Source organism: Sphingobium sp. C100, from assembly GCF_000508185.1.
Lineage (GTDB): Bacteria > Pseudomonadota > Alphaproteobacteria > Sphingomonadales > Sphingomonadaceae > Sphingobium.
This window is the reverse complement of sequence record NZ_AYOY01000167.1, coordinates 20,013-31,727: the sequence shown is the minus strand read 5'-3', so window position 1 is coordinate 31,727 and position 11,715 is coordinate 20,013. Positions and strand designations below refer to the sequence as shown.

Here is an 11,715-nt window from a genome sequence, read left to right as displayed (position 1 = left end):
TTGGCGCCCCGCCACGCGCGGCCGCGCCAGTCATACGGCCCGCCGCGCCGATAGCGGAGCCGGCTGCGCCGACGCCCAGGCGTGCGGCAGCTGCGCCGCCAACCAGCGCGCCACCGGCCGCGAGCGCGGTGCCTGCCGCCGCGCCCGCACCGAGCTGCGGACCGCCGGAGACGATGCCGTTGGCGATCCCGGGACCGAAGATCGCCAGGCCAAGCAATGATAGCGCTGCAAGGGCGATGGCCATGACCTGGTTGATGTCGGGTTCGACGCCAAGGCCAGCGGCGGTGAACTGGCTGAACAAGGTGGTGCCGATGCCGGTGATGACGGCCAGCACCAGCACCTTGATGCCGGTCGATACGATATGGCCCAGCACGCGCTCGGCCATGAAGGCGGTTCGGTTGAAGAAGGCGAAGGGCAGCAACACGAAGCCGGCCAGTGTCACCAGCTTGAACTCGATCAGGGTGATGAAGACCTGGACGGCGATGATGAAGAAGGCCAGCACCACGATCAGCCAGGCGATCAGCAGCACGAGGATCAGCGCGAGGTTGGCGAAGACGGCCCAGAGGCTGGAGAACTGGCCCGCCGCATCGAGCAGCGGCTCGGCGGCCTGAAGGCCGGTCGCCGCGATGCTGCCCGGCTTCATGAACTCGGCGAGGCTGAGGCTGTCGCCGCTGGCCTTGAGACCGAGGCCGGCGAAGCTCTCGAAGACGACCGTCGCGAGGGTGTGGAAGTTGCCGATGATGAAGGCGAAGAAGCCGATATAGAGCGTTTTCTTGATGAGCCGTTGGAGCACGTCCTCGTCGGCGCCCCAGGCCCAGAACAGCCCGGCGATGGTCACGTCGATCGCAATCAGCGTCGAGGACAGGAACCCGACTTCGCCGCCCAGCAAGCCGAATCCGCTGTCGATGTAGCTTCCGAAGACGCCCAGGAAGGTGTCGATGACGCCGGTGTCGTTCATCGCTCGGTGCCTTCGGGCTCGGCCCGGTGGAAGAAGCGGCGGCGGTTCTCGGCCCAGGCCGCCTCGCACCCGCTGTCCGGCATGGTGAGTGTGGCGCAGCGGTCAAGCTCGCGGTTGAGCCGGCTACGCCCTTCGGTGTCGCGCACGACTGCGGGCATCGCTGGCGGCGCGGGCGCGCGATCGTGCGTGACGGCGAGGATCGCCACCGCCATCATCAGGCCGGCCAGCGCCGTCACGCCTGCGATTTTTCCGGTGCGCGAGGTTCCATGCAGCATGGGACGTCTCAGTTGCCCATGAAGCGACGGAAGCGTTCGCGTCCTTCGGCCTCTTCCGCAGCCTGGCGTGCGGATTCGAGCGCCTGCGCTCGGCCCTGCGCGGCGACTGTGGCGGTCAGGTCCGCGAGTTGCTGCGATTGCAGCGCGAGAAGCTGGTTTCCGGCCTGCGCCGCTTGCAGGGCGCCGGTCGCCGACTGGCTGGCCGTGACCAGGCTGTCCATCGCGGTGCGCGCGCCCTCGATATTGCCGACGGCGCCGGCCTGCACCTTCAGCGCATCCTCGAAAGCGCCGACGCTATCCTCCCAGCGGGCGTTGGCGTTAGCGACCATCTGGGCGTGATCGCCGGTCAGCGCCGTGCCGGTGTAGCGGCTGTTGAACGCCTGCTGGATGTGCTGGACATCATAGGCGATGCGCTGCGCCTGGCCGAGGAGCTGCTGGGTGCGCTGCACCTGTTGCTGCAATGTTGCAAGCGAGCTGAACGGCAGCGAGGTCAGATTACGCGCCTCGTTGAGAAGCGAGGTCGCTGCTTGCTGGATTTGCTGGATCTGGTTGTTGATCTGCTGGAGCGACCGGGCGGCCGTCAGCACGTTTTGGGCGTAGTTGCTGGGATCATAGACGATCCCGCCGAACTGCGCGTAGGCTGGCGCGGCGACGAACATGGGCGTGACGGTCGAGATGGCGAGAACACCGGCCAGCAGGGCGCGGCGGAGCGGAAGCGATTTCATCGGGTGATCTCCATGTCTGGCGTGAGGGGGAGTTCGGGCTGGAGGCCGGACGCAGGTTCGGGCAGCAGTTCGGCGGCCCAGGCGCAGCCGCGATGACGCAGCCATTCGGCGGCGAAGGCGGACGCACCGTGGGTTTCGATGATCTCGGCGATGGCGAGCTGGTCGGACTTCGACGAGGCGGCGGCGAAAGCCAGCGCCACCTCACCCAGCCCCACCTCGAACAGGCGGTTGCCGCGGCGCGACTGACAGTAATAGTCGCGCTTAGGCGTCGCTCGGCTGAGGATTTCGATCTGCCGCGCGTTGAGGCCGAAGCGTTCGTAGATCGCCGCGATCTGCGGTTCGGCGGCGCGCTCGTTGGGCAGGAAGATGCGCGTCGGGCAGCTTTCGATGATGGCCGGCGCGATGCTCGACGTTTCGATGTCGGCGAGGCTCTGGGTGGCGAAGACGACGCTGGCGTTCTTCTTGCGCAGCGTCTTCAGCCACTCGCGGAGCTGGGCGGCGAAGGCCGGGCTGTCGAGAACCAGCCAGCCCTCGTCGATGATGATGAGCGTGGGCGAGCCGTCGAGCCGATCGCCGATGCGGTGGAACAGATAGGAGAGCACCGCCGCGGCCGCGCCGGCGCCGACCAAGCCCTCGGTCTCGAACGCCTGGCACCGCGCCTCGCCGATCCGCTCGGCTTCGGCATCGAGCAGCCGGCCCCACGGCCCGCCGACGCAATAGGAGCCGAGCGCCTGCTTGAGCGGCTGGCTTTGTAACAGCACGGCTAGGCCGGTCAGGGTGCGCTCGGACGCTGGCGCGCTGGCGAGCGAGCCAAGCGCCGACCAGATATGCTCCTTGGCCTGCGGATCGACCGCGACGCCTTCGGATGCGAAGATCGCGGCCAGCCATTCGGCCGCCCAGGCGCGCTCGGCGGGATCGTCAATGCGGGCGAGCGGCTGGAGCTGCACGCCTTCGCCCGCTTCGTCCGCCAGCATTCCGCCGAGATCCTGCCAGTCACCGCCCATGCCGAGGGCGGCGGCGCGGATCGAGCCGCCGAAGTCGAAGGCGAAGACCTGGGCGTTCTCGTAACGGCGGAACTGCATAGCCATCAGCGCGAGCAGGACCGACTTGCCCGCGCCGGTCGGGCCGACGATCAGCGTATGACCGACGTCGCCGACATGGAGGGAAAACCGGAACGGGGTCGAGCCTTCGGTCTTGCCGTAAAGCAAGGGGGGAGCGCCAAAATGCTCGTCCCGTTCCGGCCCCGCCCACACCGCTGACAAGGGGATCAGGTGGGCGAGATTGAGGGTGGAAATCGGCGGCTGCCGGACGTTGGCGTAGGCATGGCCGGGGAGACTCCCCAGCCATGCCTCGATCGCGTTCATCCCCTCAGGAATCACGGTGAAATCGCGGCCCTGGATGACCTTCTCGGCGAGCCGCAGCTTTTCGGCCGCGACTGCGGGGTCGCGGTCCCACACCGTCACCGTCGCGGTGACATAGGCCATGCCGGCATAGTCCGCGCCCAGCTCCTGCAGGGCGGTGTCGGCGTCGGCCGCCTTGTTGGAGGCGTCGCTGTCCATCAGGACCGAGGCCTCGTTGGTCATCACCTCCTTGAGGATGGCCGCGACCGACTTGCGCTTGGCGAACCATTGCCGCCTGATCCTGGTCAGCAGCTTGGTCGCGTCGGTCTTGTCGAGCATGATCGCCCGGGTCGACCAGCGATACTCGAAAGCGAGCCGGTTCAGTTCGTCGAGCAATCCGGGAAAGGTGGCGCTGGGAAAGCCGACGATGGTGAGCGTGCGCAGATGATGCTCGCCCAAGCGCGGTTCGAGTCCGCCCGTCAGCGGCTCGTCGGCCAGCAGCGCGTCGAGATACATCGGCGTTTCGGGCACGCGCACGCGCTGGCGCCGCGTCGAGACGGTCGAGTGCAGATAGGTCAGGGTTTCGGCGTCGTCGAGCCAGCGGACCTCGGGGACGAAGCCGTCGACCAGGCTCAGCACCCGGTCGCTGCGGTCGGTGAAGCTCGCCAGCAGTTCCCACGGATCGACGCCGGTGCTGGACTTGCCCTCGTAGAGCCATCCTTCGGCGCGGGCCGCGTCCTCGGCGGGAGGGATCCACAGCAGGGTGAGGAAATAACGGCTCTCGAAATGCGCCCCTTCCTCGCGGAACTGTTCGCGCCGTTCCATGTCCACGAGCGCCGAAACCGGATCGGGGAAGATGGAGTCCGGGTAGTCGAGCGCGGGCGTGCGCTGCGCCTCGACGAAGATCGCCCAGCCTGAGCCCAGGCGGCGCAGAGCATTATTCAGCCGCGCCGTGGTGGCGACCAGCTCGGCAGGCGTCGCGCTGTCGAGATCGGGCCCGCGAAAGCGCGCGGTGCGCTGGAACGAGCCGTCCTTGTTGAGCACGATGCCTTCGGCGACCAGGGCGGCCCAGGGCAGGAAGTCCGCTAGATGCGCGGCCTTGTTGCAGTATTCGCGCAAGCTCATCATGGCCGCATCCACGCCGGGTAGCGCAGGTGTCGCCGGGCCACGTCCACGAATTGCGGATCGCGCCGCGCGGCCCAGACCGAGAGCGCATGGCCGAACGCCCAGATCGCCAGTCCGGCGATCCAGAGCCGCAGGCCAAGGCCGATCGCGCCCGCCAGCGTGCCATTGACGATGGCGAGCGCGCGCGGCGCGCCGCCAAGCAAGATCGGCTCGGTCAGTGCCCGATGAACCGGGGCATGGAAGCCGGCGATCAGCTCGCCAGGATCGGCCGCGTCGCTCATGCGACCAGCGCCCCGCCGCCGAACGAGAAGAACGACAGGAAGAAGCTCGACGCGGCGAACGCTATCGACAGGCCGAACACGATCTGGATCAGCCTGCGCGCGCCGCCCGACGTATCGCCAAACGCCAGCGTCAGGCCGGTAATGATGATGATCATCACAGCGATGATCTTCGCCACCGGACCCTCTATGCTTTCGAGGATCGACTGGAGCGGCGCTTCCCACGGCATGGACGAGCCCGAAGCGTAGGCGGGCGCGGAAATGGTGAGGGCGACGAGGCTGGCGGAGGCGGTGAGCATGGCGCGGCGTGCGCCATGCCGAACGGCATGGATCATGGGAGGACTCCCGGCTGGAGGGTGGAGAGCGACGCGAGGCGGTAGTCGCCAGTTGCGGCGTCGAGCCCTTCGACGCGGGCCAGCTCGGAGAGCCGGCGGCCAGTCCCGTCGCGGACCAGCACAGCAATAAGGTTGATGGTCTCGGCCAGCAGCGCGCGGGGCACCGTGACGACGGCCTCCTGAATGAGCTGCTCCATGCGGCGCAGCGCGCCGAGGGCGGAACCGGCATGGATCGTGCCGACGCCGCCAGGGTGGCCGGTGCCCCAGGCTTTCAAGAGGTCCAGCGCCTCGGCGCCGCGCACCTCGCCGATCGGGATGCGGTCGGGCCGCAGACGCAGCGAGGAGCGGACGAGATCGGACAGCGAGACCACGCCATCCTTGGTCCGCATCGCCACTAGGTTCGGCGCGGCGCATTGCAGCTCACGCGTGTCCTCGATCAGGACGATGCGGTCCTGGGTCTTGGCGACTTCGGCGAGGAGCGCGTTGACCAGGGTGGTCTTGCCGCTGCCGGTGCCGCCGGCGACCAGGATGTTAGCGCGGGAGGCGACGCCTGTCCGCAGGGCTGCGGCCTCGGTCGCCGACATGATCCCGGCGCGCACATAATCATCGAGCGTGAAGACCGCGACGGCGGGCTTGCGGATCGCAAAGGCCGGATTTGCCACAACGGGCGGAAGCAAGCCCTCGAACCGTTCGCCGCCTTCCGGCAGCTCGGCCGAGACACGCGGGCTGCGCGCATGAACCTCGACGCCGACATGATGCGCAACCAGGCGCACGATGCGTTCGCCATCCGCAGCGGTCAGCGTCATGCCGGTGTCGCTGATGCCTTCCCCGAGCCGATCGACCCAAAGGCGGCCATCGGGGTTGAGCATCACTTCGATAACGGCGGGGTCTTCGAGCCAGGCAGCGATCGACGTCCCGAGCGCCGTGCGCAACATCCGCGCGCCGCGTGACCTGGCCTCGGAACGGATCGGGTGGACGGTCAATTAACGGCCCCTGAGTTGGGCCGGGCGAACCGCCGCCCGGCGTCAGGGGCACATCAAGAGAGACAGAAAGGGCTGCGGTTCAACAAGTAAATACGGGCGGAGTAGTGTGGCGAAGTAATACAGGGAGCAGCGTAGGTGATGGTGCGTCAACCAACTCGATGGGACGGCTCTTTTAGGAGCGCATCAAGTGGCGCTTTGCCGCTTCCGCCTGAAGAGCGGTCATCCCGAGCTGAATTTGACTTCCCTGATAGCGGCCTTTCTTTCAGGCTTCGCGGATGCCTGCGCAAGCCGGTTTGGCCGAATCGTGGACTGATACCAAGGCGCGCTGAGGCTGACTCACGCCGGGGATTCCCAAGCGGATGAAAATCTGATTCGACGTTGCGAGCACATGGAGGCTTGCGATGGCGGCAGCGATTGGGGTTCGATCTGACTACACATCGGCGGATTTGCGCCAGTTTGCGCGACGAAGTGGCGATGCCAATCAGGTCCGGCGTCTGTTGGCTGTTGCACTGATCCTGGACGGCAGGAGCCGCAGCGAAGCGGCGAGGTTTGCCGGGGTGACGCTGCAGATCGTGCGCGACTGGGTTCTGCGCTTCAACGAGGGAGGTCCCGACGGTCTGGCAACGCGCAAGGCTCCGGGGAGAGCGTCGATCCTGAACGACGAGCAGCGCGCGCGGCTTGCCGAGATCGTCGAGACTGGGCCGATTCCTGCAGCGCATGGCGTGGTGCGCTGGCGGCTGTGCGATCTGGCGCAGTGGATCTGGGACGAGTTCGAGTTGTCGGTCACACGTCACACTCTTGGGCGCGAGCTTCGCGCCATGGGCTACCGCAAACTCACGGCGCGGCCACGCCACCGTGGCCAGAAGAGCGATGACATTGCCGATTTTAAAAAAGGTTCGCCGCCCGTCTGGCGCAAATCAAGCGGCGGCTCCCGAGAGGAACGCCGATAGAGCTGTGGTGGCAGGACGAAGCCCGCGTCGGCCAGCAGACCAAGCTCACCCGGCGCTGGGCGAAGCGCGGCACCCGGCCATCAGCGCCGAAGGACCAGCGTCGCTCCTCGGCATGGCTGTTCGGCGCGATCTGTCCCGCCGAAGGCAAGGCCGCCGGTATCGTCATGCCCCGTTGCAACAGCGAGGCGATGAGCATGCACCTCGAGGAAATCGCCTTCCACGTCGCGCCGGGCGCGCATGCGGTCCTCCTGCTCGATCAGGCCGGATGGCACGGTTCGGCCGAACTGGTCGTGCCTCCCAATATTACCCTGATGCCGCTGCCGCCACGATGCCCGGAGCTCAACCCTGTCGAGAACGTATGGCAGTTCATGCGCGACAACTGGCTGTCGAACCGCATCTTCAAATCCTACGACGACATCGTCGACCACTGCTGCTTCGCATGGAACAAGCTCGTCGATCAGCCCTGGCACATCATGTCCATCGGAATGCGCCAATGGGCGCATGGGTACTGATCTATGCACCTTGGTATGAGATGCGTCACGGCGCAATGTCGCCGCGGTACGTGAAGCAAACTCGGTTGGTACGGCGGTTCATAGGAATGGCAATAATCATGGCTGCCGAGAAACCGATTTATTGAGTTGGACGAGAAGGTCTCGCCTAAATCGGCTAGATTTTTTTAATCACCTGAGTTCTAATTTGCGTCCAACGGTTATGGCGGCGTCGAGTTGTGAAGAGGGGGGAGGGCCTATGAGGCCAAGAGTGACTTGGCAGCGCCGATTGCACCGGCACCAACCGCTTCGAATGTGATGGCGGCCTAATTGCGGCCTTGGGGATGTTGAGCAATCTTGCGGATTGGAACGCGCGGCTTCAAGCGCACTTCCGGACCTTGGCGGAGATGCGTCGGGCTCGCGGCCTTCCGGTATTCGCCTTGGAGCACGGGCTCAACGCGAGTGAACGACAGGGTCTAGCCCAACAACTCAATGCTGCGTTGGCCAGAGGCGAGCGGACATCGAAATATTGGCTGCTATGGATCGTCTATTCCGCCGAGCAGGGTTACGACTACGATGGTGAGGAGTTCTGGGAGACATTTGAGAGAAGAACTCCCCGATGGACACAGCATTTCTACCGGCGATCACTGAGAACCTGGTTCGGAAAGTTTCACGATCTCTTCGAGGGTTTCAATCCAACCGGCCCCTGGGCCTCCTGGTTCTCCATCATCGCGTGCCCGATCACGCACGCCCTGCTGCCACGCGATCTGCAGCTGCAATTGGCAAGAGCCCTTTACGATTGGCGCCATGCGCTGGCGAAGCGGATCGACTCTCCGCCGGCGGATCTGGGCCACTTTCTCGCGACGGCCAACTACGATGCGAGTTCCCGCTTTCGTAACTTCCTCCAACAGGAAGAAATCGTCGGGAGGATCGTGATCGCGCTCCTCGGCGGAAGGACTGAGGACGTCGAACGCTTCATCCATCCCGACACGCTCGAACGCATTGTCACCGACTTGGAGAAGGTCGGCAGCGGACGCGCCTGGCTGCAGGATGCGCGGAATGCCGTCGAGCGTGCGCGCCTTCATGGAACGTCATCCGTTCATCAGATAGGCAACTTGGCGGGTATGGATAGACGCGATCCCCCTGTTCAGGAGAGGAAACCGGAAATCAGGCCGGCGCTGACGCTGCGGCGCGTGTCGGCTGATGAATGGACGCCAGTCGTTGAACTTCCCTCATTGCGGCCATTGGCCGAAATCAGTTCCGATCTCGGCAGATTTCTGCGCCAGACCCGATGCCGGGTCGCGGGCTCGCCAGGCGCTTTGCCGGCGGGCTGGTTGCTCCAGAGCGACCAGCGGCGTGTCTTGTCGTCTTGGCCACCATCGAACGAGCCTATCGTCAAATTCGACAAGGAGCAGCCTGTCCTGGAGCACCTGCTCCGGGTTGACGGCTGTATAACGCCGGGACCCGCCTGGCTCTTTAGGGTCGGTTCGGACGGCCTTGCGCGCGAGATCATCAGCCGGGTGGTTCGCCTTGGCAGCCGCTACATTTATGTTTCGTCGGATCCGATTGCGGCGACGCCTCTTGGCGAGGCGGTTCGCATCACGGCCACCGGGGTGAGCGCACTGGCGCTCGACCTTCCGGCCGTGCTTGCGCCCGCGCAGGTGGATGCGCTTCGGGCGCTACGACTTGGCGTCGCCAAGAATGTGAGGCTCGCGCCCGTCGGCCTCGATGCGAGGCGTTGGGATGGTGAAGGCTTCGCCGAATGGATGGACGGCGAGACGCCCTGCGTGTCGCTTCTCGCCGATTTCGCCGTCGAGAGCTATTGCGTGAGGCTCGACGCCGAATTCGTGCATGTCGATGTCGGCGGGCGATCTGATCCCATATTGCTCAGGTTCCCGCATTTGTCCGTGGGGCTTCATGCCCTCACGGTTGAGGTCCGCCCGGTCGACAAGACTGCGTCGGTGATATCGGGCCTTCTCCAGATATCGATGCGTCACGCGCGGCCGTGGATTGCGGGCACGGCCGCGCACACAGGCCTCGTCACGACCATCGAGCCCGAAGTGCCGAGCCTCGACCAACTGTGGGAGGGAGACGTGAAATTGCAGGTCTTCGGACCCGCCGACCACCATGTCCGCATGAGCGTGGATTTGCTCGACGCTGCAGGCACGAAGATCGGCACCGAACCCATTGCCGACCTGCCATTGCCGGTGACGGTCGATCGTTGGGAACGCGCGCTTTCGACCTTTCTCTCGAAGGAGAAAGACCCTTGGGCGTTCCTGCGAGCCGCGGCGGGGCGGCTCGTTGTCGAAGGTGATCAACTGGGCGTCCGCGAGATCGGTCTCCAGCGCGACGTCGCTCCCGTCCGCTGGGCGTGGCACAAGGCGGGGCACGGCACGACCTTGCGCCTGGTCGACGACCATGAGGGCGATGATCCGCCAGCACTGAGCTTCTATCCCTTCTCCCATCCGGCCCGGCCGGAACCCATCAGCCTCAAGCGTGCGGTCGAAGGCTTCCTTCCCGAGAATCAAGGGGGCCTGTGCGTCGTCGCCTGTGGGGAGATCGAGCAGGCCCTGATCGTGAGCATGCCGGCGGTCGTCGGGGGGCTGCAAGGGCTGCTTGTGAAGCCCAGCCTGGAGAACCTTCCTTACTCGCCCTCGACGATGCCGCAGATCGCCGACCTCATATCGCTCTGGTCCATGGCGAGGCTCGTAGGTCCGCTTGCGGGAAATCGACGCGACAGAGTTGCAACCGCGCTTCGAGACGCCTTGCGCGAACTCGTTTGCGGTGCAGACTGGATCGACGCCGAGGATGAGTATGTCGCTTCCCGGAAGGGTGCGACCGACCTGAAGCGCTTCGTCCGGGCGACGGGCGCGCCGGCAGCCTTCAATTTCGTCGTGGCTCGCGACGTTGGCCGCCTGCAGACCATCCCGCCGACCGAGCGCACGAAGGATCTCATCGCTCTAGCCCAACGATACAAGATCGCCTCGCGCGAGGCTTGCTCTCATGCGCTGCATGTCGCCTCCTGGCTGGAGCGCGGCGGCCGTTGGTCGGAGATCATCGCTGAACGGATCACGTCGTCGAAGGAGGCTGTGAGCCTAACGCGAGCGGCGCGCTTCATCTCTGTGGCGACGTCAGTGCCGTTTGAGGAACAACCGGCGGTGCAGCAGGTGGCGCGCCGATGATCGAGATCGTGAAGAAAGGCGAGATCATCGCCTCCGCTCGGCATGATCTCGGTCTTCCCGAGGGGGCCGAGATGGACAGCGCCTATTGGTTCGCCGGCTTGCGGCGCCTCGCGGGGCAGTTGTGCCCGTGTTCGCCACGGACGCTGGTGTCGTCGATGGCGGGCAGTCACCGCGCGCTTGCGCTCGACGGGGTCGACTTGGCCGATCAACTCGAGGATTGCGTGGATGCGCTCGTAGCCGTGGGCGATCTGCTGGAATTCCATGACGTGACCACGCTGGACGAAAAGGTGAAGGCGACTTGGGTCTTCGCCGCGCCGCCCTCCTTCGTCATGCATCCATCGGGTGCGGCCTACATATTGGGTATGGCACCGGATGACGCCCTTCCTCTCCCGATCACGTGGAGGACGCGCGTGGTCACGAGGGGCCCTGCCCGGGTGCTCGAACCGCTGCCAGGAGAGGATCTCGAGGGATCGCTCAAGACCAGCGGCTTTCGGCCCTTGTCCCTGAACGCCTGGATGCGCAGCCCCAAGCCGGAGAGCGCGGCCTCGATCATCGCCGGGCTCGATACCAAGCTCGCGGCGCTGGGGCCGGCGGGCCATGTTCCCGACCTAAAGATATTCGACTGGACGAAGGACACGCGAAGCTATCGGGCGCGCTGGGTGGCCCCATCGGGGCATGACGGCAGTTACATCGTCCGTCGCCCGCAGGCCTATGGAGCGGACCTTTGGGGCTATGCGAGCCTCGAACGGGGTGAACTGAGGAAGCTCGTCGACTTTCCTGTCCCCGGATCCCGGTATCGGGGCTGCGACGTGGCATGGCGAGCCCAACTCGCGATCGACGCCCTTTTGAACAGGCCACAGCGATACCGCGTCCTTGCTTTGGACGGCGGCAAGCGCTTCGACATGTTTTTCCCGTTGCCAGACTGGGCACGCCGGCGCCTCTCGACGATCGGGCACGAGATTGCTTCGGACAAATGCCTGATGTCGTTCAGCATTCCACTCAACGCTGTCCTGGCAGAACAGGCTTTCCTCAAAGAATATCTTTTTCTCGAGTGTGAAGAGTAAGGACCGAATTGT

The 11,715-nt window shown here is 65.4% G+C and carries 10 protein-coding genes; 3 read left to right on the top strand and 7 right to left on the bottom strand.

Going from position 1 to position 11,715, the window contains the following annotated elements:
* The 7 genes from trbL to trbB form a co-directional block, all read right to left on the bottom strand.
* Positions 1-958: P-type conjugative transfer protein TrbL (gene trbL, locus C100_RS40875; protein WP_024020888.1), on the bottom strand; the 958-nt coding region annotated here is incomplete at its 3' end.
* Positions 955-1,233 (bottom strand): putative entry exclusion protein TrbK-alt, encoded by a 279-nt coding sequence (trbK-alt, locus tag C100_RS40870; protein WP_024020887.1) that lies wholly within the window; start codon positions 1,231-1,233, stop codon positions 955-957. The genes trbL and trbK-alt, both read right to left, overlap by 4 nt.
* A gap of 8 nt (positions 1,234-1,241) precedes the next feature.
* On the bottom strand, positions 1,242-1,958 hold the full coding sequence (gene trbJ / locus C100_RS40865) for a P-type conjugative transfer protein TrbJ (protein WP_024020886.1): 717 nt from the start codon (positions 1,956-1,958) through the stop codon (positions 1,242-1,244).
* Positions 1,955-4,426, bottom strand: coding sequence for a conjugal transfer protein TrbE (trbE, locus tag C100_RS40860; protein WP_024020885.1), 2,472 nt, complete (start codon positions 4,424-4,426; stop codon positions 1,955-1,957). Before trbE ends, trbJ begins: the two co-directional genes overlap by 4 nt.
* Positions 4,423-4,704, bottom strand: coding sequence for a VirB3 family type IV secretion system protein (locus C100_RS40855; protein WP_024020884.1), 282 nt, complete (start codon positions 4,702-4,704; stop codon positions 4,423-4,425). Before C100_RS40855 ends, trbE begins: the two co-directional genes overlap by 4 nt.
* Positions 4,701-5,036 (bottom strand): TrbC/VirB2 family protein, encoded by a 336-nt coding sequence (locus C100_RS40850; protein WP_024020883.1) that lies wholly within the window; start codon positions 5,034-5,036, stop codon positions 4,701-4,703. The genes C100_RS40855 and C100_RS40850 overlap by 4 nt, the downstream gene beginning before the upstream one ends.
* Positions 5,033-6,019 carry a P-type conjugative transfer ATPase TrbB gene (gene trbB / locus C100_RS40845; RefSeq protein ID WP_024020882.1) on the bottom strand — a complete coding sequence of 329 codons (987 nt, stop codon included), beginning with the start codon at positions 6,017-6,019 and terminating at the stop codon, positions 5,033-5,035. Before trbB ends, C100_RS40850 begins: the two co-directional genes overlap by 4 nt.
* 401 nt (positions 6,020-6,420) lie before the next feature.
* Here trbB and C100_RS47995 point away from each other — a divergent pair.
* From C100_RS47995 to C100_RS40825, 3 genes are all read left to right on the top strand, one after another.
* Positions 6,421-7,481, top strand: a protein-coding gene (locus C100_RS47995) for an IS630 family transposase (RefSeq protein ID WP_152536499.1) whose coding sequence is annotated in 2 segments (ribosomal slippage) — positions 6,421-6,928 and positions 6,928-7,481 — 1,062 coding nt in all. Because the reading frame shifts where the segments join, the coding sequence is not laid out codon by codon here.
* 320 nt (positions 7,482-7,801) lie between these two features.
* Positions 7,802-10,639 carry a hypothetical protein gene (locus C100_RS40830; RefSeq protein WP_152536498.1) on the top strand — a complete coding sequence of 946 codons (2,838 nt, stop codon included), beginning with the start codon at positions 7,802-7,804 and terminating at the stop codon, positions 10,637-10,639.
* Positions 10,636-11,703: a hypothetical protein gene (locus C100_RS40825; RefSeq protein WP_024020878.1), complete on the top strand. Its 1,068-nt coding sequence runs from the start codon at positions 10,636-10,638 to the stop codon at positions 11,701-11,703. The genes C100_RS40830 and C100_RS40825 overlap by 4 nt, the downstream gene beginning before the upstream one ends.
* Positions 11,704-11,715 lie beyond the last annotated feature (12 nt).